Source organism: Chelonobacter oris (genome assembly GCF_000772535.1).
Classification (GTDB): Bacteria; Pseudomonadota; Gammaproteobacteria; order Enterobacterales; family Pasteurellaceae; genus Chelonobacter; species Chelonobacter oris.
Map to the genome: position 1 here is coordinate 51,555 of NZ_JSUM01000014.1, position 25,233 is coordinate 76,787.

Here is a 25,233-nt window from a genome sequence, read left to right on the forward strand (position 1 = left end):
GGACATAATGTGTTATACGCCCTGAGCGATTGCCGCAATATTGACAATCACATCAACCGCACTTTGCATGCTCTGTACGCTCGCCAGCTCATATTTACTGTGGAAATTATAACCGCCGGTGAAGATATTCGGGCAGGCAATGCCCATTTCCGCCAATTTTGCGCCGTCCGTTCCGCCGCGAATCGGTTTTTCCAACGGCGTGATATGGCAGGCCTGCATCGCACTTTTGGCCAATTCCAGCGCTTGCGGCATACAACGGATAACCTCGTACATATTGTGATAATTATCACTGATATTGCAGTGGAGCTGTTGCTGCAAGCCATGTTCATTTCGGAACGCTTCCACCCATTGATGAAACTGCTGCTTACGCTGCTTAAAGCGCTCTGCATCAAATTCACGGATTAAATAGTGCATTCTCACCTGCTCGACACTGCCTTCCAACATATCCAAATGAAAGAACCCTTCCTTCAATTCGGATTGCTCCGGCACGTCCTCTTTCGGCAAGTATTGATGAAAATCGCAAGCCAATGCCAATGCGTTTACCAGTTTGCCCTTGGCTTCACCGGGGTGAGTGGAATGCCCTTGAATCAAAATATCCGCCGACGCGGCATTAAAATTTTCCACTTGCAACTCGCCCAACTCGCCGCCGTCAATGGTATATGCCCAATCACAAGCAAAATCCGCCAAAGGGAAAAACGCCATGCCCAAGCCGATCTCTTCATCGGGAGTAAATGCCACCCGAATATTGGCATGTGGAATTTTGCTGTGAATCAGTTGCTCAAGTGCGGTCATGATTTCCGCAATGCCGGCTTTATTGTCTGCCCCCAACAAGGTGTTGCCGTCGGTTACAATCAATGAATGCCCGACCAACTGGTGCAGAAAGGGATAATCCACCGGACTGATATAGTCGTCCCCCTTACCCAAGGCAATATCACCGCCGCGATATTCCCCAATCAGCTCGGCCTTAACGTTTTTCCCACTCATTTGCGGTGACGTATCCAGATGCGCAATAAAACCGATCGTTCTTTCACTGCCGCAATTAGACGGCAAAAGTGCGGTCACCACACTATGGCGGCTCAGTTTTATCTCACTTAACCCCAATACTTCCAGCTCTTCAACCAACTTTTCCGCCAAGCGAAGCTGCCCGATAGAACTTGGCGAGCGCTGGGCGTCCGGTTTTGATTGCGTATCAAAGGCAAGATAATTAAAAAAGCGGTCAAGCAATTTTTCCCGCTGCGGAAACGACTGTTCAAATAATCCGGACATTTTTTATCCCCCTGACAACTGAAACGACTATTTTGTATACCTGTTTATTCTATGCTGATTTTGCCCGCAAAATCATGATCGATAACAATTATTCTTAATTTTTATGCCCGTGTCGACAGCAAACCGCCGCCGTCTGTGATTAATTTGCCGTCAAACTCACATTCCGACGAATCAAAACTTGAGTTTCTGCCGCCGGAAAGGTATGTTATGGCGTTTGTTTTATTTAAGAGGTCTATTATGAAAATTATTTTATTAGGGGCGCCCGGCGCCGGCAAAGGAACGCAAGCCCAATTCATCATGAACAAATACCATATTCCGCAAATCTCCACCGGCGATATGCTGCGGGCGGCGATTAAAGCAGGAAGCGAGTTGGGCAAACAAGCCAAACAGTTGATGGATGAAGGCAAGCTGGTACCCGACGAACTGATCATTGCACTGGTGAAAGAGCGGGTTGCACAGCCCGATGCTGCCAACGGCTTCCTGCTGGACGGTTTCCCGCGAACGCTTCCGCAAGCCGATGCATTAAAAGAGGCCGAAATCGGCATTGATTTCGTATTGGAATTCGATGTGCCCGACGAAGTGATTGTCGAGCGCATGAGCGGCCGCCGCGTCCATCCGGCTTCCGGCCGTGTTTATCACGTGGTTTATAATCCGCCGAAAGAAGACGGCAAAGACGACATCACCGGCGAAGCGCTGATTATCCGAGCCGACGACAAACCGGAAACCGTGCTTGATCGCCTGAGTATCTACCACAACACCACCAAACCGTTGGTCGATTACTATCAAGCGGAAGCCGACAACGGCAACACCCGCTATTTCCGTCTGGACGGCACGCAAGCGGTCGAAGCCGTGAGTGAGAAATTGGCGCAGATTTTGGGGTAATCGTTCCAACCGCACTTTGCACAAAAAAACCATGCCTAGGCATGGTTTTTTCGTATAACGGCAGCAGTTACTCCACTGCTTTCAACATTTCCTGATTCATGGCTTTCATTGATTGCAGACCGCCCATCACCAGATACCAGTTCACCGAATCCAAAAAGACGATTTTGCCGTCTTTATAGGCTTTAGCGCCTTTAATCAGCTCATTTTCAAACACCTGCTGCGCATTGCCGGTTTTTTTGGTGATTGCCGCGGTACGGTCGATAACAAAGATGTAATCCGGATTTTTATCCAAAACATACTCAAATGAGACTTTCATACCGTGACGGGATTCGGCAATATTCGGATCCGCCTGAGTGAAACCATAATCCTGATAAATCATACCGTAACGCGAATTCGGGCCGAATGCGCTGATATTGCTTTCGTTGGCAAGCAAGACAAGTGCGGTTTTGCCTTTCGCTTTCTCCGCTATGTTGCTCAAATCTTTATCAATCGCCTTTAACGCTTCTTCGGCTTGTGCCTCTTTGCCGATAATTTTGGCAATATTACGCACATTTTGCTGGAAAGACGTGTAGAACTCCAGATATTTGATATCGCTGAAATAAATCGGTGAAATTTCTTTAAAACGATCCACCAGCTTGTTTTGACGGGCGGAAATAATCGTTAAATCAGGCTCCGCTTCGTTCAAGCGCTCAAAATTAGGCTCCATCAGGCTGCCGACATCCACATACCGTTTATCTTCGTATTTTTTCAGATAAATCGGTAACGGCAGCGATTTCGGAACCGCCACCACGTTTTCATTCCCCAGCGTATCCAAAATGTCCAGTGCCGGAAAATCAAAAATAGCAATCCGTTTCGGATGTTGCGGGACATCCAGTTCGCCGATTGTCGAAGACAATTTAATATTGTCCGCCTGTGCGATACCGACGGTTAACGTTGCCAACAAAGTAACGGCTAAATTACGAAAGATTTTACGCATGGTTTCTCCTTGTGCGATGATTTTGTGGTGTGATTGTGGTTCAATTTCTAAAAAAAACGGCAATTTTGTGTTCATCAATGGTATGAATCGGAATATGCATACCATAAATTTTATTCAGTGCATCTGTCTGCATAATTTGTTCGACATTGCCTTGCATTACCAAACTGCCGTTTTTCAAGGCAACAATATAATCGGAATAACAGGAGGCAAAATTAATGTCGTGGATCACAATTACCACGGTTTTCCCCAGCTCGTCAGTCAATCGGCGCAATACTTTCATGATCTGCACCGAATGTTTCATATCCAGATTATTCAACGGCTCGTCCAATAAAATATAATCGGTATCCTGCGCCAATGTCATCGCAATGTAAGCGCGTTGCCGCTGTCCGCCGCTCAATTCATTGATGAACACGCTGCGCATTTTTTGCAGCCCCATATAATCCAACGCTTGTTCGATATATATCCGATCCGCCGCCGTCAACCGCCCTTTACTGTAGGGAAAACGCCCGAATGCCACCAAATCTTGGACTGTCAGCCGCAGATCCAGATGGTTGCTCTGTTTCAAAATCGAAAGTTGTTGGGCAATCTGCTGATTGGGAATCTGTCCGATTTCACGTCCGTTCAACTCTACCGTACCGCTGTCTGCCTTCAACAAACGGCTGATAATCGCCAACAATGTGCTTTTTCCCGCCCCGTTCGGCCCGATAAACGAGGTTATTTTGCCTTGCGGAATCGTCAGCGAAATATCATTCAAAATGACTTTTTCGCCGTATTTTTTACTGATATGTTTAATTTTAAGACTCATTTCCGATTTCCAATTCCCTGCCTGTCCGCATCAGCGACTATTTGCTGCGCTGCAGCAAAAGATAAATAAAGTAAATACCGCCGATAAAGTTAATAATCACACTGAGCGTGGTGTTAAAATTCAACAGTTGCGACACCACAAACTGTCCGCCGACCAACGTGATCACCGCGATCAAAATCGCCGCCGGAATCAATACCCGATAGCGGTGACTTCTGACAAATTCAAACGCCAGATTCATCACCAATAAGCCCAAAAACGTAATCGGACCGACAAGTGCGGTGGCAATCGAAGTTAATATCGCCACAATAATCAACAAGCGCTTACTCAATATACGATAATCCAACCCGAGATTAATCGCCTGATCTCGCCCCAACGCCAAGACATCGAGCCGATTCAAATCCCGCCATGCATAAACCAACACGAGCAACAATATGCCGAACGCCCACCATAAAATATCTCCGTTCACTTTATTAAAACTGGCGTAGCTGGCATCTTGCACAATTTGAAACTCATTCGGATCAATCAGAACTTCCATAAAAGTACCGGCACTCTGGAAAAATATTCCAAAAATAATCCCGACCAACAGCAGAAAAAGCAAATTTTCCTGTTCCCGTTTAAACAGAAAATGGTAAAACAGCAATGAAAACAGTGTCATAATGCTTGCCGACAATAAAAAATTCAGGCGCGGATCAAGCTGTGTCAAGGTGCTAGCGCCGAACAGAAAAATTATCGTCAACTGAATCAGCACATATAAATAATCCAACCCTAAAATACTCGGCGTTAAAATCCGATTATTGACCAACGCTTGAAAAATCAGGCTGGAAACGGCAATCGCCACCGCAGTCAGCACGATCGCCGCCAATGAAACCATGCGGTAATCAAGTGCATAGCGCCAACGATTCGGCAGGTTGTATCCCAAAAACAGTACGATAAAAACCGCACTTAGCATCATCAGCAATAACATTTTGACTCGATTAGACATGACGGAACCGCTTAAACAACAAAATCAGAAAAATACCGCTGCCAATCACGCCGACGATCAGGTTAATCGCAATTTCATAGGGATAAATCACAATTCGTCCGATAATATCGCACGCCAGCACAAACAGCGCCCCCAAAAGTGCGGTATGCGACAAAATATTTTTTAAATTATCACCCAAATACAGCGTCACGATATTCGGCACAATCAACCCTAAAAACGGAATCACACCGACAGAAACGATAACTATCGAAGTAACCACCGCCACAATCGCCAAACCGAGATATTGCACTTGTTTAAAATTCAAGCCCAAATTGGCGGCGAACGATTCACCCATGCCGACAATGGCGAAACGATTGGCAAAAAAATAGACTAATATCAGCGCAGGAATACTGAAATACAATATTTCATAGCGCCCGCTCATCACCAGTGAAAAATCACCTTGCAGCCAACCGGAAAGGTTCTGCAATAAGTCCTCTTTCAACGCCAGAAAAAGGGTGACGGCACTGATAATGTTGCCAAACATAATGCCGACCAGCGGCACAAAAATCACGTCTTTAAATTTCAATCTGGACAAAATCGTAATAAAAATCAACGTCCCCAAAAAAGCGGTGACAATGGCAATTGCCGTTTTGCCCAACATCGAGGCGCTAGGAAAAAGAATAATGGCGATTAAAATGCCCAAACGGGCGGAATCCATCGTGCCGGCAGTTGTCGGCGAAACAAAACGGTTGCGTGTGAGCTGCTGCATCACCAGTCCGCACACCGACAGGCTGGCACCTGCAATCAGAATACTGATTAAACGGGGAACCCGGCTAAGGCTGAAAACCTGCCACTGCTCCAGCTCGAAACGCCACAATCCGTTCAAGGTCAAGCTGCTTGCACCGATAAACAACGAAAGCGACGATAAAATAAGCAGCAGGATCAGCAGATAACGTCTTTTAATCATGGATGGCAATAAAGTATCTTAAAAATCAAATGAGAATGATTTTTTATTTTATAGATTAGTACAGAATAGTCAATTCTGTTTTGCTGAATTGATTCGACATTTTACTCAATACGATTTAGCGCTATACTACGCCGATTTATACGCTTCCTGCTCGGAAAATCGTGATGAATAAAGGATTGTGCTGTTCGCTGCTGGCTTCCGCACTGTTCGGCTATCTCTATTATTTTACTACCCTGCTTACGCCGTTAAGCGGCATGGATTCGCTCGGTTTCCGTATTTTATTTATGTTTCCCGCCGTATTGCTCGTGCTGTTTTTATTTAAACAACGGCAACGGGTTATCACGCATGTACAACGCTTCAAACAACAACCGTGGTTATGGCTGGTTGTGGTGTTCAATGCCTCAATGATGGGCTTCCAAATGTGGCTCTATCTGTGGGCGCCGAATAACGGAAGTGCGGTTGAAGTCACCGTCGGGTATCTATTATTGCCTTTGATACTGGTTGCCTTCGGCAAATTTCTGTTCAAAGAATCAATTTCCCGTTACAAAGCGTTAGCCATTCTATGCGCCGCACTGACGGTACTGTCGAATATTCTGCTGACCGGAAAAATGTCGTGGGAAAGCCTCGCTGTCGGCTTGGGCTATGCATTGTATTTCGTCAGTCGAAAATGGTTTAAGATGAACGATCTGGCAACATTTACTTTAGAAATGGCACTGTTATTTCCGATCTGCCTGTATATGGTCTTACACGTCAATATTGATTCGGCTGCAAAGCTGAATCCGCATATTTATCTACTGATTTTTTTACTCGGCATGATCAGCAGTGTCGCCTTTATTGCTTACATTCTCGCCAGTAACTGGCTGCCGATTAATTTATTGGGGCTTCTCGGTTATGTCGAAACCGTTGCCATGCTGTTTATTTCACTCTATATCGGCGAAAGGATACCATCGGCGTCTTATCCGCTGATTCTGGGCTTGTCGATGGCAATGCTGTTGCTGATGTATGACGGGTTTAGTGCGGTGAAAAAGTAAAAGTGCGGTCGACTTTCGTTAACCGCACTTCACCTTAGCAAGATCGAAATACTCTATTTCGTCAAATCATCAAAAAACTTCTTCACGCCGTCAAGAAAAGTGGAAGATTTAGGGCGATGTGTGCCGGCGCCTTCCAGACTCTCTTCCAGTTGTTTCAACAAGGTTTTCTGTTCTTCGTTTAATTTGACCGGAGTTTCGATAATCACTTTACAAATTAAATCCCCTGCATAGTGGCTACGGGTCGAGGTCACGCCTTTGCCGCGCATTCTGAACAGCTTACCGGTTTGCGTTTCCGCCGGAATTTTCAGTTTCACCCGTCCGTCCAGTGTCGGCACTTCAATTTCACCGCCCAATGCCGCCATGGTGAAGCTGATCGGCACTTCACAATACAGATTGTTGCCGTCACGCTCAAAAATCTGATGATCCTTAACATGAATCACGACATACAAATCCCCTGCCGGCGCACCGTTTTCTCCCGCCGCCCCTTCGCCGCTCAAGCGCAATTGGTTGCCGCTGTCGACACCCGGTGGAATTTTGACCGATAAACTTTTAGCTTTATGTACTCGCCCGTCGCCATGGCATTTACTACAAGGTTTTTCAATTTTTTTACCGCTGCCGTGACAAGTCGGACACACTTGTTCCGTAACAAAAAAGCCTTGTTGACGGCGGACCCGCCCCGCACCGTGGCAGGTCGGGCAGGTTTCCACTTTGGAACCTTCCTGCGCCCCGCTGCCGTGGCAGCTGTCACATTCCGCCAAGGTGTTGATTTTAATATCTTTGGTTGTGCCTTTAACCGCTTCTTCCAGCGTAATTTCCAGATCATAACGCAGATCATCACCACGCACGACTCGCTGACGGCCGCGTCCGCCGCCGCCAAACATATCACTGAAAATATCGCCGAAAATGTCGCCGAAATCCGCACCGCCAAAGCCGCCGCCCGCACCGCCTCCCTGTTCAAAAGCGGCGTGCCCGTATTGATCATAAGCCGCTCTTTTTTGTGCGTCGGTCAACACTTCATAGGCTTCTTTGACTTCTTTAAATTTGCCTTCGGCGTCTTTGTCATCGGGGTTGCGGTCAGGGTGATATTTCATCGCAAGACGTTTATACGCCTTTTTGATCTCTTTCTCTTCGGCATTGCGGGCAACACCCAATACTTCATAATAATCACGCTTTGACATAATAATTCCGTTCGTTTGTCTCAGTTTTCTGTGTAATTTAAATTCGCAAAAATAAGGCGCTGAAACGCTGCCTTTTCACCGTTGCGATAGCCTCAACCGCACTTTCGTGTGGATGTTGCGGTACAGTTTATCTACAATATTCTTATTTATATGTGCAAAAGGGCGATGATTACTCGTCGCCCTGAGTTATTTAAAGAAAAGGGTTTTTCCTTTCTTTCCGTGTCATACAAGTTACTTGTCTTTCACTTCTTCGAATTCGGCATCGACCACATCGTCGCCGCCTTTGCCTTGTTCAGCTTGGGCTTGAGCCTGTTGCTGTCCGGCTTGCGCTTGGCTTTGTGCCGCCGCAATCAATTTTTCGGAAGCTTGGATTAAGGCTTGTGTTTTCGCTTCGATCACATCTTTGTTTTCGCCTTTCGCTGCGGTTTCCAGTTCGCTGACCGCACTTTCGATCGCCGCTCTGTCTTCGGCACCTAAAGCTTCACCGGCTTCTTCCAACTGTTTACGGGTTGAGTGAACCAGATGATCCGCCTGATTGCGAGCCTGTACCAATTCTTCAAATTTACGATCCGCTTCGGCATTCGCTTCGGCATCACGCACCATTTGTTGAATTTCGTCATCACTCAAACCGGAAGAGGCTTTGATCGTAATTTTTTGCTCTTTACCCGTGCCTTTGTCTTTGGCGGAAACGTGTAGGATACCGTCGGCATCAATGTCGAAAGTCACTTCGATTTGCGGCATACCGCGCGGTGCCGCCTGAATTCCTTCCAGATTGAACTGCCCCAGCGATTTATTGTCACCGGCACGTTTACGTTCACCTTGCAATACATGAATGGTCACCGCACTTTGATTATCTTCCGCTGTCGAGAACACTTGGCTGTGTTTGGTCGGAATCGTGGTGTTTTTCTCGATCAGTTTGGTCATCACGCTGCCCATGGTTTCGATACCCAATGACAACGGTGTCACGTCAAGCAACAATACGTCCTTCACATCACCGGCCAATACACCGCCCTGCACCGCCGCACCGATTGCCACCGCTTCATCCGGATTCACGTCTTTGCGAGGTTCTTTACCGAAGAATTCCGCCACTTTTTGCTGAACCAACGGCATACGAGTTTGTCCGCCGACTAAAATCACATCATCAATTTCAGACACGCTCAAATCGGCGTCTTTCAACGCAATACGCACCGGCTCTAGAGAGCGCTGTACCAACTCTTCTACCAAAGATTCCAATTTGGCACGGGTCAATTTGATGTTCAAGTGTTTCGGACCGGTCGCATCTGCGGTGATATACGGCAGGTTGACATCGGTTTGTTGAGCGGAAGACAATTCGATTTTCGCTTTCTCGCCCGCTTCTTTCAAACGTTGCATTGCTAACGGATCGTTACGCAGATCGATACCTTGCTCTTTCTTGAATTCATCAACCAGATAATTGATCACTCGGTTATCAAAGTCTTCACCACCTAAATGAGTATCCCCATTGGTCGCCAACACTTCAAAGGTTTTTTCGCCGTCAACATCATCAATTTCGATGATGGACAAGTCAAAAGTACCACCGCCCAAATCGTAAACTGCAATGGTGTGGTTGCCTTTGTCTTTATCCAGACCGTATGCCAACGCTGCCGCCGTCGGTTCGTTGATGATACGTTTGACTTCCAAACCTGCGATACGACCGGCATCTTTGGTCGCCTGACGTTGTGCGTCATTAAAATATGCCGGCACGGTGATAACCGCTTCAGTCACTTTCTCGCCCAAGAAATCTTCGGCGGTTTTTTTCATTTTTTTCAAGACTTCGGCAGAAATTTGCGGCGGCGCCATTTTCTCGTCTTTCACCGATACCCACGCATCGCCGTTGTCTGCTTTAACAATGTCAAACGGCATAATGTTTACATCACGTTGTACTTCTTCATCGGTAAAACGACGACCGATTAAACGCTTAATCGCAAACAGTGTATTTTTCGGGTTGGTGACCGCTTGACGTTTTGCCGGCTGTCCGACCAACGTTTCACCGTCTTGTGTATAGGCAATAATTGACGGGGTTGTACGATCCCCTTCCGCATTTTCAATTACACGCGGTTTATCACCGTCCATCACTGCAACACATGAGTTTGTTGTACCCAAGTCAATACCAATAATTTTTCCCATTTTGTTTCTCCTGTTAAATCTGAAATGCTTTAACGAATTGCTTCGATGCTGTTAAGATGCGGACTAAAAATCGGATTTCAACTCTGTTTTGAAAATATTCTTAAAATTTGTTGCCAACCGCGCTTAATCCATCGCCTGTTGCACTAAATAAGGCTGAAAAAAGAAAGTTCAAGGGAAAACCGCACTTTTTGTTAAATTTATTGCCTGATAAAAATCAAACATGGCATAATCCCGCCATCTGTTAATTTTTTAAACACGTTTGACACGCAAGGAAACCCTATGAAAAAATCTTCTTTAGCCATTGCTACTATTGCCGTTATCGCTGCGGCGTGGGCAGGCGGAACTTGGTACTCGGGCAAAGTTCTGGAAGAGAAATATCCTCTTTATATTCAACAAAACAACGAAAGAAACGCCAATTTCCTGTTAAACGGTGAATACCGCCTTGAACTCAAAAACGCTAAACTGGTTCGCGGCTTTTTCACCACTGAACTGGAAGATCGACTGATTATCACGAAATTATCCGACAACACACAATATGTCATACCGTTCAAAAGCGTTGCCGAACACGGTCCGTTTCCACTCTCCCGTTTAACCTCACTACGTTTGGCGCCGGTGATGACCGCCGCTCACAGTGAAATCAGTGAAGATCCGTCAATTGCCGATCTGTTTAAAGCCTCAAAGGGTATCCCGCCAATCGTCAGCGATTTCACCATCAGCTACAGCGGACAACTCAAGCAACACACCACTATTGCCGCCTTTGATTACCAAGATGCGGATATTACCCTCAATAGCACGCAAGCCAAGATTGAAAGCGACACTAATCAAAAAGGCATTGGCTTGGTTAAAATTGCGCTGGACAAACTGAACCTCAATCTCGCCACAAAGGGAAATGCTCTGACGCTGAATAAACTGAACGTACATTCCGATTTAACGCCGACATCATGGGAATTTTTGCCGAGCGGGAAACAGATTATCACCTTGGAATCACTCGATTCTCAATCTGCAAACGGTGAAAAAAAGGTAGAATTGCGTAATATCAAACTGGATTACAATACCGCACTTTCCGGCGATTTCGCCGATTTCACCTTCAAAAACAGCGTTGAATCCGTCACGTTCAACCAACAACCGCTGGGTAATATCGAATTAAATGTCGCGCTTAACCATCTAAAAGCGGAAACCGTCAATCAAATGGCGGAAATAGCCGGTAAAGAAACCAATCCTGACATTGTAGAGCAACAATTGTCGTCTTTAGGCTTAACGCTGCTGCAAAACCAACCGGCACTCCACATTCAACCGTTTAACCTGAAAAACAGTGCCGGCGAAAATAAGCTGACCTTTGATGTGGCGCTGTCGAAAGAAGATCCTTCCGTCGGTCTGATGCAAGGTAAAATCCTGTCATTATTTGACCAACTGACGTTAAATGCCGACATCAGCAAACCGGCTACAGAGCAATTGTTGCTCTCAGTGGCACAAATCGGCTCTTCGATACCACTATCCGAACAGGAAATTACAAACCTAAAATTCAATTTGGAATCGGAGTTGGACAAATCGGTACAACAAAACATACTCTCGACTTCCGATAACCAACACTATCAAAGTAAACTGATTTTGGAAAACGGCGAGCTGAAACTGAACGGTGAAGTCATTCCGGAAAAAGACATTGCGCAAAGTTTGTTGATGATTATCATGGGACGATAGTAAACCTTTCGCCCGTATCCGTCATTTATCCCCAAAGTGCGGTTTCACAACCGCACTTTTTTATGCTCATTCTACTTATCCGTTTGTCGTTATCCGCCATGACATCTAAACTCCGCTAATCATCTATTTTTTGGAATCCCAATCACAAAAATCACACCAAGTACGCTATTTCTACAAACCATTTTGACAATAATCAACCCCGCTCGGATTTCTTATGCTAAAATCGCAGCAAAATTCCCACTTAGAGAAGAATAATAATGAAGCTAAGTAAATTTACCGACTACAACCTACGGGTTTTAATCTATCTGGCACTCAATAATGATCGGCTCTGCACGATTCAGGAAATTGCCACGGCGTATCAAATTTCTGAAAACCACTTGATGAAAGTGATTCATCATTTGGCAAAACAACAAACGATTTTATCTCGACGCGGCAAAGGCGGCGGCATTCAGCTGGCCCGTCCGCCGCATGAAATCAATTTGGCGCAGGTCATCCGCAATGCGGAGGGCGATGACTGGCTGGTAAAATGCCGTGATCACGGTGTGGTCTGCTGTATTGCACCGGCTTGCAAATTGCCGTCAATCTTCGAACAAGCACTGGAAGCGTTTTATCAGTATCTTTCGCAATATTATTTGGACGATGTCTTAAAACGACCGGAGCTGCTGACAAAGCATCTCATGGTATCACCGAGCAATCATATGCTTAATTAAGGGGGAACGATGGCATTCGATATTGAACACTACCGTATTGATGGAAAAAAGCCCTTTAATATTAATACGTTTTCTACTAACGGCAAAAAAGAAATTGCCGAAAGCAAAGAAAAGCGTAATGCCATTCTCACCGCCCTCTCGCCGGAGTTGGATCGCTTGCAGGATTTGCTGTACGCCGAACATCAACGCAAAATTCTGATTGTACTGCAAGGCATGGATACTTCAGGGAAAGACGGGACGATTCGCGCCGTATTTCAAAGTGTTGATCCCTTGGCGGTGCGGACAGCCTATTTTAAAGCGCCGACCACCAACGAGCTGGATCGCGATTATCTTTGGCGAGTGCATAACGTAGTGCCGCGCCGTGGAGAAATGGTGATTTTTAACCGCAGCCATTATGAAGATGTATTGGTGACCAAAGTAAAAGGTTGGATCAATAACGAAGAAGAAAAGCGCCGTTTACAGCATATTCGGGATTTTGAGCGCCTGTTAACCGAAACTGGCACGGTGATTCTCAAATTCTTTTTACATATCTCCAAAGACGAGCAGAGAACCCGTTTACAAGAGCGGTTGGACAATCCGGAAAAAAACTGGAAATTCAATCTCGGCGACCTTGACGACCGCAAGTTGTGGGACGATTTTCAACAACAATACCAACGGGTCATCAACAAAACCGCCACCGACTATGCGCCTTGGTATGTGATTCCGGCGGATTCCAAATCCGCCCGTAACGTGATTATCATGAAAATTCTGCTGCAAGTCCTTAACGGGCTGAATATGCAGTATCCGAAAGTCGATACCGAAGGCTGGCCCGACACCATTGAATGACAAGATTATTGCTTTTCTTTCCCCTGTCTTTTGGATAAGATAGGCTTGCGCTCATCGGGGTGCATTACCTTGCTCGTTTTGGCGGCAATGGTAGCGCTGAGAAATACCCGTTGAACCTGATCTGATTAGTAGCAGCGAAGGGATTTGAGAATGCGTTTTTCGTTAATAAACCGCCCTCTGATCCTTTCTTGTCTTATGATGCAAAAAGGATTTCTTGATGCCCGATTTAATCAAAACAACTATTATCGCCACATTTTTTCTGACTTTCGGCAGTACCTCCTTCAGTACGGAAAAACCGACACTGACCGTTTACAGCTACGATTCCTTCACCTCCGAATGGGGCCCCGGTCCGAAATTGAAACAAGCATTTGAGCGTCAATGTCAATGCAACCTCGAATTTGTACCGTTTGCAGACGGTGTAACGATGTTTAACCGCCTGCGCTTAGAAAACAACGGCAGCAAGGCCGATGTCGTGATCGGGTTAGACAATCACTTGTTGCAAGAAGCCGCCGAATCGGGGTTATTTGCCGCAAACAGCGTTGATTTAAGCCCGTTGGCACTGCCGATCGAATGGTCAGACCGCACTTTCGTCCCCTATGATTACGGACAGTACGCTTTTATTTATGATCGGAACAAACTCAAAAATCCGCCAAAAAGTTTAACCGAACTGGTTGAACGTCAAGACTTGAATATTATTTATCAAGATCCGCGCACCAGCACCGTCGGCCGTGGTTTACTGGCATGGATCAATGCCGTTTACCCGCCGGATCAAGTCGCACAGGCATGGCAAACGCTGGCGAAACACACGGTAACGGTCGGCAAGGGCTGGTCGGAAACTTATGGCGCATTCCTGAAAGGCGAAGCCGATCTCGTGCTGAGTTATAACACCTCGCCGCTTTACCACCAAATTCACGAACAAAAAGGCAACTATATTGCTGCCGAATTTGCCGAAGGGCATATCGTGCAAATTGAACTGGCCGCCACATTGAAAAACAGTCGGCAACCTGAATTGGCTGATCGGTTTTTAGCTTTTTTGATCAGCCCTGATGCACAAAAAACCATTGCCCTGCACAATATTATGCTGCCGGTGATCAACACCGACATTGAACCGCACTTTGATCAATTCACGCCGGCAAAAACCCTGAAAGTGCCTTTCCCTGATAAAAACAGCAGCACCTTGCAAATCCGGCAGTGGCAACATGCGTTAAGCCAATAACCGTTAAGCATGATTAAATCTCGTCTTTCCCTCAGCGATTGTCTGCCCGGTCTGGCAGTCGTGGGGGTTTTATTGCTGTTTTATGCCAACAGCTTATGGCAATTGCTGCAACACAGCTTGCCCGACACGTGGCAAGCCTTATTCAAAGATCCCTATTTTTGGCATATTCTCAAATTCAGTCTGTGGCAAGCGCTGTTGTCTGCGCTGCTCTCGGTAGTTATCGGGCTATTCACCGCCCACGCCTTGTTCTACCGTTCGTTTTACGGCAAGCGCTGGCTGCTGAAAATCTTTTCATTGACATTTGTGCTGCCGGTGTTGGTTGCGGTGTTCGGTTTAATCGGCATTTACGGCCTGTCCGGCTGGCTGACATCGCTGCTTGATTGGCTGAATATCGGTTGGCGGCCGAACTTTTACGGCTTAAACGGCATTCTGATTGCGCACCTGTTTTTTAATTTACCGCTCGCCGGCAAAATTTTCCTGCAAACGCTACACAGTATCCCGCACCAACAGCGACAATTGGCGGCACAGTTGAATATTCGCAACGGCAATTTTTTTCGTTTAATCGAATTTCCCTATTTGTGCCAACAACTGGCTGCGGTATTTTGTCTGATTTTTATGCTGTGTTTTACCAGTTTTGCCATTGTGCTGACACTCGGCGGCGGACCGAAATACACCACCTTGGAAGTGGCGATTTTTCAAGCCATCACCTTTGATTTTGATCTGGGAAAAGCAGCAACACTGGCATTAATCCAGTTCGGTCTTTGTTTTATCCTGTTTCAGGGCAAAATCTATTTTACCCGCCACACCACAACCACAGTCAGTAAACGGCAGCCCGATTACCAACCGCCGCGCCTGAACCGCACTTTTCGCATTATACACACAATCACACTGCTGTTTGTGGCGCTGTTTGTCGGACTTCCGTTACTGAATATCCTTTACAGCGGCTTGAGTTCGCCGGCATTATGGCAAATGTGGCAAAACCCAATGCTGTGGCAGGCAATGGCTTATTCCCTCACCCTCGCGCCTTTGGCTGCACTGCTGGCATTAGTGATGAGCATTGCCCTGCTGTTGACCGCCCGTCGTCTGCGCTGGCACCATTACCGCAAAACCGCCGATAATCTGCTGAATAGCGGAATGATGATTTTGGCAATACCGACACTGGTACTGGCGATCGGGCTGTTTTTACTGTTGCAAAATGTCGGTTTTTCCACCCTACACCTCTTTGTTATCGTGGCATTATGCAATGCGCTGATCGCCATGCCGTTCGTTCTACGGATTTTAGCAACGCCGTTTCAAAATAATATGCAGTATTATGAAAAATTGTGCCAATCCTTAGGTATTCGCGGCTGGACACGCTGGAGAGTGATCGAATGGCAACAGCTGCGCCGTCCGGTTCGCAGCGCATACGCCTATGCCTTTGCCCTGTCATTGGGCGATTTCACGGCAATCGCCCTGTTCGGCAATCAGGATTTCAGCTCGCTGCCACGCCTGTTATACCAACAACTCGGTCACTATCACAGTCAGGAAGCGGATGTCACCGCCCTTATCCTATTACTGCTGTGCGCACTGATTTTCCTGCTTATCGAGAAAAATTATGATTCATCTCAATCATCTGAGCTTTAACTATAATACCTTGCCGATGCGATTTAATCTGCACATTGACGCCGCAGAAAAAATCGCCGTCGTCGGTGCCAGCGGTGCCGGTAAAAGCACGCTGCTGAACCTGATTGCCGGTTTTGAACTGCCCGACAGCGGCGAAATTCGGCTCAACGCTGAAAATCACACCCATAGTCCACCGCACTTACGTCCAGTTTCGATTCTGTTTCAGGAAAACAACCTGTTTAACCATTTAACTGTCGAGCAAAATATTATTTTGGGGTTACAGCCCAATTTGAAAATCACTGCCGAACAACGGCAAAAAGTGCGGGATATTGCCGAAAAGGTCGGTTTGCTTACGTTTCTGTCCCGCCTGCCGGATCAACTCTCCGGCGGACAAAAACAGCGTGTTGCGCTGGCACGCTGTCTATTGCGTGATAAACCGATTTTATTGTTAGACGAACCCTTTTCGGCACTGGATACCGCACTTCGACAAGAAATGTTACAATTGTTGCAACAAATTTGTCAGGAAAAACACCTGACATTGCTGATGGTGACCCACCAACCTCAGGAAGTGGCGAATTTTGTTGACCGCACTTTGCAAATTCACAACGGACGGCTTGTTGATTGAAAAAATGTAAACCTGTTTAATTAAGTCGATATTATCCGTTACCATAACCCGATTTTAAATTGATTAAAGGAAATCGTATGACCATTCAACAAGTTGAATTAAGCCGACTGACACCGCACCCAAGCTTGGAATATTGGTCGGTGTGCAAAGTCGAAGCCTTGTTTGAAACACCATTTTTAGAACTGGTGTACCGCGCTGCGCAAATCCACCGTGAGCATTTCAATCCTCAAGCCGTTCAGCTGTCTACACTGCTGTCGATTAAAACCGGCGGCTGTCCGGAAGACTGCGGCTATTGCCCGCAATCGGCACGTTATCAAACCGGCGTGCAAAACCAGCAATTATTGGAAATTGAAGAGATCGTCGAAAAAGCCAAAATCGCTAAATCACGCGGCGCCGGACGTTTTTGTATGGGAGCGGCATGGCGGGGACCAAAACCGAAAGATGTCGCCAAAATCACCGAAATCGTCAAGGCGGTAAAAGCCTTGGGTATGGAAACCTGCGGCACTTTCGGCTTGTTGCAGGACGGCATGGCGGAACAGCTGAAAGAGGCGGGGTTGGATTACTATAACCATAATTTGGATACCGCACCGGAACACTACAGTGAAGTGATTGGCACACGCCGTTTTGATGATCGGATTAATACCTTGGGCAAAGTGCGGTCTGCCGGGCTTAAAGTCTGCTGCGGCGGTATTGTCGGCATGAACGAAACCCGTAAAGAACGGGCGGGCTTGATCGCCAGTCTTGCCAATTTGGATCCCCAGCCCGAATCGGTGCCGATTAATCAGTTGGTCAAAGTGGAAGGCACGCCGTTGATGGATGCGGAAGATTTGGACTGGACCGAATTCGTACGCACCATTGCCGTTGCCCGCATTACTATGCCGACAAGCTATGTACGGCTTTCCGCCGGGCGGCAAGGTATGTCGGAAAGTATGCAGGCAATGTGTTTTATGGCCGGCGCAAACTCGATTTTCTACGGCGACAAGCTGTTGGTGACCGGCAATCCTGAAGAAGACGGCGATCAGTTACTGATGGCAAAACTGGATTTAGAGCCTGAAACGGAAAACAATAAAAAAACAGCAGCCGATTAACGGCAATGATAACCTGCAAGGTATTTGCCCCAATAAAAAAACCATGCCCTTCGGCATGGTTTTTATTTTCAAACGAAGAATTACAGCGCATCCGCATTTTTCTTCAGGTAGCTGGCAACCCCTTCAGGGTTGTCTTTCATACCTTCTTTACCTTTTTCCCACTGCGCCGGGCAAACTTCACCGTGCTCTTCGTGGAATTGCAACGCATCAACCATACGCAACATTTCATCGATGTTGCGGCCTAACGGCAGATCGTTGACAACTTGGTGACGAACGACACCGTGTTTATCGATCAAGAATGAAGCACGCAACGTAACGCCGGCTTCCGGATGTTCGATACCATATGCTTTGGCGATATCGTGTTTGACATCGGCAACCATCGCATATTGAACTTCACCGATACCGCCTTTGTCGGTCGGCGTTTTACGCCATGCATTGTGGGTATATTGGGAGTCGATTGAGATACCGACCACTTCCACACCACGATCTTGAAATTCTTTATAACGGTGATCGAATGCAATCAGCTCGGACGGACAAACAAAAGTGAAGTCTAAAGGCCAGAAAAACACAACGGCAGGTTTGCCGGAAACATGACGCTTGAAGTTAAAGTTATCAACGATTTCACCGTTGCCCAATACAGCGGCGGCAGTAAAATCAGGGGCTTGACGAGTTACTAATACCATAACATATCTCCTTGAATATTAAATGAATGACTATAAAGTCAGGTGAATTCGGCTAGCACGACAATCCGATTCTATTTTGTTTAAAATCTCAACAACTGTCGTTTTAGTGTGGCTAGTATACCCAATTAAAATTCAAAAGTCGTGAGCAATATCACGTTATTTCAGAAATAGACAAAACCTATTAAATCGGAATAACCGATAAAAAATCACTTGTTTCGATTAAAGATTGATTCAATCGGCAAGAAACATTATCTTAATCCCAACAACATTATGATTAGGAAAACTCGGTTATGTCTGATTCTAGCAAATTAAAAGCCTCTACCCGTCTGGTTCATGCCGGTCGCCGCCCTCGTTATACACAAAACAGTGTCAATCCGGTCATTCAACGGGCTTCATCATTAATCTTCAACAGCCTGCAAGAGAAAAAACAGGCAACACTCAATCGCGCCAACGGCGCATTATTTTACGGACGGCGCGGCACACTGACCCACTTTGCCCTGCAAGAGGCAATGTGTGATTTGGAAGGCGGCGCAGGCTGTGCGCTCTATCCGTGCGGTGCGGCAGCGGTGACCAATGCGATTCTTTCCTTTGTCGGCAGCGGCGATCACCTGCTGATGAGCGGTGCGGCTTATGAACCGACACAAGATTTTTGTAACCATGTCTTGAGCAAATTCAATGTTGAAACCACTTATTATGACCCGCTAATCGGTGCCGATATTGCCAAACTGGTACGCCCGAACAGCAAAGTGCTGTTTTTAGAGTCGCCAAGTTCGTTGACGATGGAAGTGCCGGATATTGCGACGATAGTCAGTGCGGTGCGGGCGGTCAACCCGGAAATAGTGATTATGATCGATAACACTTGGGGCGGCGGCTTGCTGTTTAAGGCACTACAGCACGATATTGATATTTCGATTCAGGCCGGCACTAAATATTTGGTCGGGCATTCCGATGCCATGATCGGCACCGCCGTTGCCAATCCCCGTTGTTGGGATCAACTACGAGAGCATTCGTATCTGATGGGGCAAATGGTGGACGCAGATACCGCTTATGTGACCGCCAGAGGATTGAGAACGCTGGGCGTACGTCTGAAACAGCACCATGAAAGCAGCCTGAAAATCGCAGAATGGCTGGCACAGCGCGATGAAGTGCGGTCGGTATTTCACCCGGCACTGCCGGACTGCCCCGGTCATACATTTTTCAAACGTGATTTCAGCGGCAGTAGCGGCTTATTCTCCTTTGAGTTGAAACAAACCCTCAATCAACAGCAACTGGAAGCGTTTTTCGATCATTTCAACCTGTTTACAATGGCCTATTCCTGGGGAGGATTCGAATCGTTAATCTTGTATAACCAACCGGCAGAAATAGCCCGTATCCGCCCGAATATCGAACGTCGCCTTAACGGCACACTGATTCGGCTGCATATCGGTTTCGAAGATGTGGACGATTTGATTGCCGATTTAACCGCCGGATTTGAGCGTTTAAGTGCAGTTTAAAACACAGATAAGCAGGCATCGAACATTAACAAAATGCAATGCCTGCCGACAATCTCCCAAGTCTGCGTTATAACGGCTCGTGCGTTTTCACATTCTCTGTTGTGCCGAATGTGTTTTCTTTACCAAAAAAGGTGGATTTCACCGTTGCCAGTAATTCTTGGTGAATAATACTCAACCTCGGTTTTTCATCGGCTTGAAAGACCAAAGGGCGGCAAAATTCCATGGTTTTGATCCCCAATCTGGCGGTCAACAGCCCGACCCCGAGCCCCTGCGCGGCACGGGCGGATAGCTTGGCCATCAAATCTTTCGACAGCCAATCCATGCCGATATCGTGCACCAATTCGGTCGCACCGGCAAACGCCATATTAATCAGCACCATGCGCAATAAGCGGATACGGCTGAAATAGCCCAATTTAATCCCGTAAAGCTCTGCGATTTTATTGATTAATGCCAAATTGCGCCATGCCACAAAAAACAGATCCACCACCGCCAACGGACTGACACCGACCACGATTGCCGCCTCCGCCGCACTTTTACTCACCAATCGTCGGGCTTTTTGATCAATCTCGCTCAAGACATTTTGGCTGAACAAATAGCTGACTTCCCGAGCATTATGCGCCTCGTTTAACTGTGTTTGCCAACGCTGCAAACGTTGATCCTGCCGATTGAGATCCATATTATCGGCAATCTCCAAACATAATCGGCGGGCTTGCTCGCCGTCCTGCACGTCAAGGCCGACCGCACTTTGAATCAGTACATCCTGACTTTGCTGTTGTAAATTCAGCAAGCGTTTTAATTTCAGTAGACGACGAAATTCGTTGATTAACGTCCAAATCCCCAACATCACCATGGAAAAAGTAACCAGCGCAAAGGCAAGCGAGATCCACTGGTTTTGCTGCCAGCTATCGATTATCCATTGAACCGATTGCGCCACCAGCGCCGTTAAAAACAAGACGGCAGTTGCCGCCAGCGCTTTTTTCCACCAACGCGGTTTCGGTCGGACAATATTGTCAAAACGGCGTTCCGTCTCAAACGATGTTTCCGCCTCAAGATCGGCAAAGACCTCGACATCCGAAAACTCTTTTTTTGTCGCCAAGCTTGGTTGATTATTTTCGTTCGGCTCTGCGCCGTGCGGCAGCGCTTCAAAATATTTTTTAGTCATCCGTTTAACCCAGCCCTAGTTCAATTTATCCGCCAACAGAAACTGTAACACCGTATCCATACGCAAGTGCGGTATACGCTCGTTTTCATCAAGCGGCAACGGTTCAAATTGATCGAATTCAAACCGATTATGCTGCCAAAAATTGGCATTCGGCAAGCGTGTCGGCACACTGCCGGGAAATACCGTCACCATTTTTTTATCATGGCTGCGGACACCCTGCAACGCTTTCACTGTTTTTCCGCCGTCGTTCACCAAAACCGGTTTGGTGGCACGAATCGAGGCAATCGCACTGTATTCGTTTTCCACACCGGCAAAATTGACATGCTGCCCGCCTTCCTGAACCAATTGGCGCATCAAGCTGATCAGATTCGGCAGCTGATCGGCGGTCACATGATCCGCCTTGCTGGCGACAAACAGCAGCTTGTCGATTTGCGGAGAAAACAGGCGGTGAAACAAAGAGCGGTTGCCGTAGTGAAAATTTTTGAATAACTGACGCAAGCTCTCTTTGGTTTCGCCGAATGCCTGTTGGCTGTAATTGAGCGGTGTCAGGCAATCGGCCAAGATAATCTGACGGTCGAATTTGCTGAAATATGTTTCGTAAAAGCGTTTAACAATTTTTTCCCGATAATACTGGTAACGTTTGTTCAACACCTGATAATAACTGTCGCGACCGCTCTTTTGTGTCGTTTGTTGCCACTGCTGCTCTGTTAAATGCAGCAGCGGAAAAAACTGCAACACCGGCGCACCGTCGTATTCGCCCGGCAACACAAAATGTCCGGGCTGAATAAATTGCAGCCCTTGCGCCTTGCAGGCAAACAGATAATCGGTGTAGCTTTTCGACAAGCGTGCCAACACCTCTTCATCGGCTTTGGCGCTCAAATCCAGCGACTGTACTTGTGAAAGCCAGTCTTGTGCCAAATGTTGGCGAACGCCGACATGCAGTTTTTGCAGGCTTTGCGACCACTGTTTGAAATCAATATCCAGCAGGGGTAAATCCAGCAGCCATTCGCCGGGATAATCGAAAATATCGAGATAGAGCGTGCTTTCTTCTTTTAAGTGCCGCAGCAAGCCGGAGCGGTGGCGATAGCGGATTGCCAGCCGAATTTCACCGACGCCGCAAGTGGATTGCGGCCATTTTGGCGGATCCTGCTTCAAACACGCCAGATTCGTCTCATAATCGAAACGCGGAATACTCCAATTTTCCTGTTCAACCCGTTTTACTGCCAAAATCTGTTTATTGCGCGCAGCGGCAAAGAGCGGCAAATGGCTGTTGTCATACTGATCCAATCGCAATAGCTGGTTGACCAGACTGGTGATAAATGCGGTTTTGCCGCTTTGGCTCAAGCCGGTCACGGCCAGACGCAAAGTGCGGTCGAAGCCGCGGTTAACCAGGTCGTTAACATCGCGGCGGATGGATTGTTGAAGACGATTAAACATAATTTTCCGTTTTATTTGTCCTGCCATTTAAATGCCGACGAACGAGTGTAGCTTTCCAGCTGTTCGATGCGCTGCGTCAGCCTGTAAAATTCCCTTTCCATATCCGCCAGTTTTTGATTGGCGGTTGCCCCGGCCTGCCAGGTTTTTTCTTTTAACGGCATTTGTCCGAAAACCGCTTGATCGTTATTTCCAGACTCAAAACCGTCCGTTGCCTTATCCAACAAAATGGCGGCGGCGATATAGGCTATCAATATCACAAAATAGCCGCCGAACAAAAACAGCAGAACGGCAATCAGCCGTACCACCCACGTTTCCAGACCACTCGCTTTTGCCAGCCCGACACACACGCCGGCAATCATGCCCTGTTGCGGATAACGATAAATCATATTTCCCCCCTTACTGCGGCTTGCGCCAATTCGGTTGCCGATAATCAAGCAACGCTTCCAGTTGTTCGACCCGCTGACGTAAGCGGTTTGCCTGTTCATTCAGCTGCTGAATTTTGGTTTTATCCTCCGGGCTGAGCCCCTCCCCTATCTGCCGTTTGCTTTTATAATGCATGTATAACCAAAACGGCAGTACCAATAAGCAAAAAATAAAAGCTGAGATTGACAATAAAATAATATACCAAAACATGATGATTCTCCTTAGCGGATAAAATTCGGCTTAATTCGCCCGTTATGCCGTCCGAGCAACAAAGTACGGAAAGAAAATAGCATTCTCCTGCCAGATAAACTACAATTTAGCGATAGATTATTAAGCTGATATTAAGCGATGCCGTTATTTAACAAAACCCTGTTTTCCGTTTTCGCCTCCATGCTCTTGCTCACGCTACCGCAGAGCCTGTTTGCTGCACCACGCATTCCCGACGAGCTGACGGATAACGGGTTGATTTACTGCACTCACTCTACCGCCTTCTCGTTTAATCCGCAAACGGTTGATGTCGGCACCAGTATGAATGTGGTGACGGAACAGATCTATAACAAGCTGTTTGACATAAAAAATGACAAAAGTAAGAAAATCATGCCGTCGCTCGCCACCGGCTATACCATTTCCCGCGATCGCAAAACGATTCTGATCAATCTGCGCAAAGGCGTGGCATTCCATCATACTGCTTGGTTCACCCCCAGCCGTGATCTGAACGCTGATGATGTGGTCTTTTCGCTTAACCGTGTGTTGGGAAGATTGCATTCTTATCCTACGCCGGAACAGGAGCAACCGAATCGCCGTTATAATCCGCAATATCAAATTTATTATGATTTGGCACGGCAAAACCGCTATCCTTATTTTGACAGTATTGATTTCAACAGTAAAATCGCCAATGTCAGCGCCGTCTCGCCGTATCAAGTAAAAATTGAGCTGAATGCACCGGACTCATCGATTCTGGATCATCTCGCCAGTCAATATGCAGTCATTCTGTCACAAGAATATGCCTTGCAGCTCAGTGCCGATGACAATATCGCCCAATTGGATACGTTGCCGATCGGTACCGGCGCTTATAAAATCAGCGACTATTTCCGCAACCAATATATCCGTTTGTTGCGCAACGATACCTATTGGGGCAAAAAAAGCCATATCAAACATATTGTGATCGATCTGTCCAGCAGCCGTTCCGGCCGACTGGAAAAAATGATGAATCAAGAATGCGATATTATGGCATTCCCCGAAGCCGGTCAGGTCGATAATCTGCTGCGCGACAAAGTGCGGTTCGGCGCCGCCTCGGTCGACGGCATGAACTTGTCGTTTCTGGCATTTAATATGAACCAAACGACAGTACAAAATCCGGTATTACGCAGAGCCGTCGCACAGGCGATTAATCGTGAGCGGATTGTCAAACAAATCTATTTTGATACTGCCGAAGTCGCCAATACGATTATTCCGAAAAGCTCTTGGGCGTCACAATTCAATATGCGCTCGTTCGCTTACCGCTATCAGCCGCAAGCCGCCAACGCCTTTTTGCAGGATAAAAACCTGACGCTTAACTTTTGGGTGTTGACCGATAATCAAGTGTATAACCCCAATCCGGTGAAAATGGCGGAGATGATCCGTTTTGATTTGGCTCAAGCCGGCGTGAATGTCAAAATGAAATACCTGCAACGCAGCGAGCTGGAACACTTATTACTGTCGGGGCAGGACGATTATCATCTGATTCTCGGCGGTTGGCTCGCCGGCAGTCTCGATCCCGACGGTTTCCTGCGCCCGATTCTCAGCTGTCATACCAATAATGCCCATACCAATATTGCCAACTGGTGTTATCCCGAATTTGATCAGGTAATGGATCGTGCATTGCGGACTTCCATGCAGTTATCCCGTGCGCTGGATTACGATATCGCCCAGCAATATGCGCTCAATCAAGTACCACTGATTCCGATTGCCAGTGTCAAACGCATTATGATTTACAATAAGCGCGTACAAAATGTTGCACTCTCTCCGTTGGGAACGATTCATTTCACCGAGCTGAAACTACAGCAGGGGGGGAAATAGAT

General features: G+C 46.9%; 23 protein-coding genes and 1 riboswitch. Of the genes, 11 read left to right on the forward strand and 12 right to left on the reverse strand.

From position 1 onward, the window contains the following. Positions 1 to 12: 12 nt before the first annotated feature. Positions 13 to 1,266, reverse strand: a complete 1,254-nt coding sequence (gene pepT, locus OA57_RS08975) for a peptidase T (RefSeq protein ID WP_052122457.1) — start codon at positions 1,264 to 1,266, stop codon at positions 13 to 15. A gap of 237 nt (positions 1,267 to 1,503) precedes the next feature. Here pepT and adk point away from each other — a divergent pair, with 237 nt between their 5' ends. Beyond that, positions 1,504 to 2,148 (forward strand): adenylate kinase, encoded by a 645-nt coding sequence (gene adk, locus OA57_RS08980; protein ID WP_034616603.1) that lies wholly within the window; start codon positions 1,504 to 1,506, stop codon positions 2,146 to 2,148. 67 nt (positions 2,149 to 2,215) lie between these two features. On the opposite strand, the gene OA57_RS08985 is transcribed toward adk, so the two are convergent. Genes OA57_RS08985 through OA57_RS09000 form a run of 4 tightly spaced genes read right to left on the reverse strand, consistent with a single transcriptional unit; the run spans position 2,216 to position 5,857 of the window. Then, complete coding sequence (locus OA57_RS08985) at positions 2,216 to 3,124, reverse strand: siderophore ABC transporter substrate-binding protein (protein ID WP_034616605.1); 909 nt, start codon at positions 3,122 to 3,124, stop codon at positions 2,216 to 2,218. Positions 3,125 to 3,164: 40 nt separating this feature from the next. After that, complete coding sequence (locus OA57_RS08990; protein WP_034616607.1) at positions 3,165 to 3,929, reverse strand: iron ABC transporter ATP-binding protein; 765 nt, start codon at positions 3,927 to 3,929, stop codon at positions 3,165 to 3,167. A gap of 37 nt (positions 3,930 to 3,966) precedes the next feature. Further along, a complete protein-coding gene (locus OA57_RS08995) occupies positions 3,967 to 4,911 on the reverse strand; it encodes an iron chelate uptake ABC transporter family permease subunit (protein ID WP_034616610.1) in 945 nt (314 codons plus the stop codon). After that, a complete protein-coding gene (locus OA57_RS09000) occupies positions 4,904 to 5,857 on the reverse strand; it encodes an ABC transporter permease (protein WP_034616613.1) in 954 nt (317 codons plus the stop codon). Before OA57_RS09000 ends, OA57_RS08995 begins: the two co-directional genes overlap by 8 nt. Before the next feature lie 164 nt (positions 5,858 to 6,021). On the opposite strand from OA57_RS09000, the gene rarD reads away from it, so the two are divergent. Next, on the forward strand, positions 6,022 to 6,888 hold the full coding sequence (rarD, locus tag OA57_RS09005) for an EamA family transporter RarD (RefSeq protein WP_034616616.1): 867 nt from the start codon (positions 6,022 to 6,024) through the stop codon (positions 6,886 to 6,888). A gap of 53 nt (positions 6,889 to 6,941) precedes the next feature. On the opposite strand, the gene dnaJ is transcribed toward rarD, so the two are convergent. Both dnaJ and dnaK read right to left on the reverse strand, forming a co-directional pair. Continuing rightward, complete coding sequence (gene dnaJ, locus OA57_RS09010) at positions 6,942 to 8,066, reverse strand: molecular chaperone DnaJ (RefSeq protein WP_034616619.1); 1,125 nt, start codon at positions 8,064 to 8,066, stop codon at positions 6,942 to 6,944. A gap of 231 nt (positions 8,067 to 8,297) precedes the next feature. Next, positions 8,298 to 10,211, reverse strand: coding sequence for a molecular chaperone DnaK (gene dnaK / locus OA57_RS09015; RefSeq protein ID WP_034616622.1), 1,914 nt, complete (start codon positions 10,209 to 10,211; stop codon positions 8,298 to 8,300). A gap of 279 nt (positions 10,212 to 10,490) precedes the next feature. Here dnaK and OA57_RS09020 point away from each other — a divergent pair, with 279 nt between their 5' ends. The 7 genes from OA57_RS09020 (at position 10,491) to bioB (ending at position 17,975) form a co-directional block, all read left to right on the forward strand. Next, on the forward strand, positions 10,491 to 11,909 hold the full coding sequence (locus OA57_RS09020; RefSeq protein ID WP_034616625.1) for a YdgA family protein: 1,419 nt from the start codon (positions 10,491 to 10,493) through the stop codon (positions 11,907 to 11,909). 257 nt (positions 11,910 to 12,166) lie between these two features. Further along, complete coding sequence (locus OA57_RS09025; RefSeq protein ID WP_034616628.1) at positions 12,167 to 12,619, forward strand: RrF2 family transcriptional regulator; 453 nt, start codon at positions 12,167 to 12,169, stop codon at positions 12,617 to 12,619. Between the two features lie 9 nt (positions 12,620 to 12,628). Further along, on the forward strand, positions 12,629 to 13,444 hold the full coding sequence (locus OA57_RS09030) for a PPK2 family polyphosphate kinase (protein WP_034616631.1): 816 nt from the start codon (positions 12,629 to 12,631) through the stop codon (positions 13,442 to 13,444). 45 nt (positions 13,445 to 13,489) lie between these two features. Then, positions 13,490 to 13,605, forward strand: a riboswitch (TPP riboswitch). Between the two features lie 56 nt (positions 13,606 to 13,661). Beyond that, positions 13,662 to 14,660 carry a thiamine ABC transporter substrate binding subunit gene (gene thiB / locus OA57_RS09035; protein ID WP_052122458.1) on the forward strand — a complete coding sequence of 333 codons (999 nt, stop codon included), beginning with the start codon at positions 13,662 to 13,664 and terminating at the stop codon, positions 14,658 to 14,660. Between the two features lie 9 nt (positions 14,661 to 14,669). Further along, positions 14,670 to 16,283 carry a thiamine/thiamine pyrophosphate ABC transporter permease ThiP gene (gene thiP / locus OA57_RS09040; protein ID WP_034616634.1) on the forward strand — a complete coding sequence of 538 codons (1,614 nt, stop codon included), beginning with the start codon at positions 14,670 to 14,672 and terminating at the stop codon, positions 16,281 to 16,283. Beyond that, positions 16,255 to 16,887, forward strand: coding sequence for a thiamine ABC transporter ATP-binding protein (gene thiQ / locus OA57_RS09045; protein ID WP_034616637.1), 633 nt, complete (start codon positions 16,255 to 16,257; stop codon positions 16,885 to 16,887). The genes thiP and thiQ overlap by 29 nt, the downstream gene beginning before the upstream one ends. A 77-nt stretch (positions 16,888 to 16,964) precedes the next feature. Beyond that, positions 16,965 to 17,975, forward strand: a complete 1,011-nt coding sequence (bioB, locus tag OA57_RS09050) for a biotin synthase BioB (RefSeq protein WP_034616639.1) — start codon at positions 16,965 to 16,967, stop codon at positions 17,973 to 17,975. An 80-nt stretch (positions 17,976 to 18,055) separates the two neighbouring features. On the opposite strand, the gene OA57_RS09055 is transcribed toward bioB, so the two are convergent. Further along, positions 18,056 to 18,658: a peroxiredoxin C gene (locus OA57_RS09055; RefSeq protein WP_034616641.1), complete on the reverse strand. Its 603-nt coding sequence runs from the start codon at positions 18,656 to 18,658 to the stop codon at positions 18,056 to 18,058. Positions 18,659 to 18,948: 290 nt separating this feature from the next. Between OA57_RS09055 and metC the strand changes: the two genes are divergently transcribed. Next, positions 18,949 to 20,151, forward strand: coding sequence for a cystathionine beta-lyase (gene metC, locus OA57_RS09060; RefSeq protein ID WP_034616644.1), 1,203 nt, complete (start codon positions 18,949 to 18,951; stop codon positions 20,149 to 20,151). Positions 20,152 to 20,218: 67 nt separating this feature from the next. Here metC and OA57_RS09065 read toward each other — a convergent pair whose 3' ends face one another. From OA57_RS09065 to pspB, 4 genes are read right to left on the reverse strand one after another with little or no spacing between them, the layout of a single operon-like run. Continuing rightward, positions 20,219 to 21,313 carry a TIGR01620 family protein gene (locus OA57_RS09065; RefSeq protein WP_052122459.1) on the reverse strand — a complete coding sequence of 365 codons (1,095 nt, stop codon included), beginning with the start codon at positions 21,311 to 21,313 and terminating at the stop codon, positions 20,219 to 20,221. 15 nt (positions 21,314 to 21,328) lie between these two features. Then, on the reverse strand, positions 21,329 to 22,750 hold the full coding sequence (locus OA57_RS09070; protein WP_034616648.1) for a YcjX family GTP-binding protein: 1,422 nt from the start codon (positions 22,748 to 22,750) through the stop codon (positions 21,329 to 21,331). Between the two features lie 11 nt (positions 22,751 to 22,761). Next, a complete protein-coding gene (gene pspC, locus OA57_RS09075) occupies positions 22,762 to 23,136 on the reverse strand; it encodes an envelope stress response membrane protein PspC (RefSeq protein ID WP_034616650.1) in 375 nt (124 codons plus the stop codon). A 10-nt stretch (positions 23,137 to 23,146) separates the two neighbouring features. Further along, a complete protein-coding gene (pspB, locus tag OA57_RS09080; protein ID WP_034616652.1) occupies positions 23,147 to 23,383 on the reverse strand; it encodes an envelope stress response membrane protein PspB in 237 nt (78 codons plus the stop codon). 138 nt (positions 23,384 to 23,521) lie between these two features. On the opposite strand from pspB, the gene OA57_RS09085 reads away from it, so the two are divergent. Then, positions 23,522 to 25,231 carry an ABC transporter substrate-binding protein gene (locus OA57_RS09085; RefSeq protein ID WP_152596743.1) on the forward strand — a complete coding sequence of 570 codons (1,710 nt, stop codon included), beginning with the start codon at positions 23,522 to 23,524 and terminating at the stop codon, positions 25,229 to 25,231. Positions 25,232 to 25,233: the final 2 nt, after the last annotated feature.

What these genes read in the sequence shown, in the direction of transcription:
- OA57_RS08995 (WP_034616610.1), bottom strand. Translation starts at nt 4,911, where the DNA reads ATGTCTAATCGAGTCAAAATGTTATTGCTGATGATGCTAAGTGCGGTT.
- OA57_RS08990 (WP_034616607.1), bottom strand. Translation starts at nt 3,929, where the DNA reads ATGAGTCTTAAAATTAAACATATCAGTAAAAAATACGGCGAAAAAGTC.
- OA57_RS09020 (WP_034616625.1), top strand. Translation starts at nt 10,491, where the DNA reads ATGAAAAAATCTTCTTTAGCCATTGCTACTATTGCCGTTATCGCTGCG.
- OA57_RS09055 (WP_034616641.1), bottom strand. Translation starts at nt 18,658, where the DNA reads ATGGTATTAGTAACTCGTCAAGCCCCTGATTTTACTGCCGCCGCTGTA.
- pspB (WP_034616652.1), bottom strand. Translation starts at nt 23,383, where the DNA reads ATGTTTTGGTATATTATTTTATTGTCAATCTCAGCTTTTATTTTTTGC.
- OA57_RS09085 (WP_152596743.1), top strand. Translation starts at nt 23,522, where the DNA reads ATGCCGTTATTTAACAAAACCCTGTTTTCCGTTTTCGCCTCCATGCTC.
- metC (WP_034616644.1), top strand. Translation starts at nt 18,949, where the DNA reads ATGTCTGATTCTAGCAAATTAAAAGCCTCTACCCGTCTGGTTCATGCC.
- OA57_RS09025 (WP_034616628.1), top strand. Translation starts at nt 12,167, where the DNA reads ATGAAGCTAAGTAAATTTACCGACTACAACCTACGGGTTTTAATCTAT.
- thiQ (WP_034616637.1), top strand. Translation starts at nt 16,255, where the DNA reads ATGATTCATCTCAATCATCTGAGCTTTAACTATAATACCTTGCCGATG.
- dnaJ (WP_034616619.1), bottom strand. Translation starts at nt 8,066, where the DNA reads ATGTCAAAGCGTGATTATTATGAAGTATTGGGTGTTGCCCGCAATGCC.
- OA57_RS09000 (WP_034616613.1), bottom strand. Translation starts at nt 5,857, where the DNA reads ATGATTAAAAGACGTTATCTGCTGATCCTGCTGCTTATTTTATCGTCG.
- pspC (WP_034616650.1), bottom strand. Translation starts at nt 23,136, where the DNA reads ATGATTTATCGTTATCCGCAACAGGGCATGATTGCCGGCGTGTGTGTC.
- OA57_RS09065 (WP_052122459.1), bottom strand. Translation starts at nt 21,313, where the DNA reads ATGACTAAAAAATATTTTGAAGCGCTGCCGCACGGCGCAGAGCCGAAC.
- adk (WP_034616603.1), top strand. Translation starts at nt 1,504, where the DNA reads ATGAAAATTATTTTATTAGGGGCGCCCGGCGCCGGCAAAGGAACGCAA.
- thiP (WP_034616634.1), top strand. Translation starts at nt 14,670, where the DNA reads ATGATTAAATCTCGTCTTTCCCTCAGCGATTGTCTGCCCGGTCTGGCA.
- OA57_RS09030 (WP_034616631.1), top strand. Translation starts at nt 12,629, where the DNA reads ATGGCATTCGATATTGAACACTACCGTATTGATGGAAAAAAGCCCTTT.
- bioB (WP_034616639.1), top strand. Translation starts at nt 16,965, where the DNA reads ATGACCATTCAACAAGTTGAATTAAGCCGACTGACACCGCACCCAAGC.
- OA57_RS08985 (WP_034616605.1), bottom strand. Translation starts at nt 3,124, where the DNA reads ATGCGTAAAATCTTTCGTAATTTAGCCGTTACTTTGTTGGCAACGTTA.
- pepT (WP_052122457.1), bottom strand. Translation starts at nt 1,266, where the DNA reads ATGTCCGGATTATTTGAACAGTCGTTTCCGCAGCGGGAAAAATTGCTT.
- rarD (WP_034616616.1), top strand. Translation starts at nt 6,022, where the DNA reads ATGAATAAAGGATTGTGCTGTTCGCTGCTGGCTTCCGCACTGTTCGGC.
- dnaK (WP_034616622.1), bottom strand. Translation starts at nt 10,211, where the DNA reads ATGGGAAAAATTATTGGTATTGACTTGGGTACAACAAACTCATGTGTT.
- OA57_RS09070 (WP_034616648.1), bottom strand. Translation starts at nt 22,750, where the DNA reads ATGTTTAATCGTCTTCAACAATCCATCCGCCGCGATGTTAACGACCTG.
- thiB (WP_052122458.1), top strand. Translation starts at nt 13,662, where the DNA reads ATGCCCGATTTAATCAAAACAACTATTATCGCCACATTTTTTCTGACT.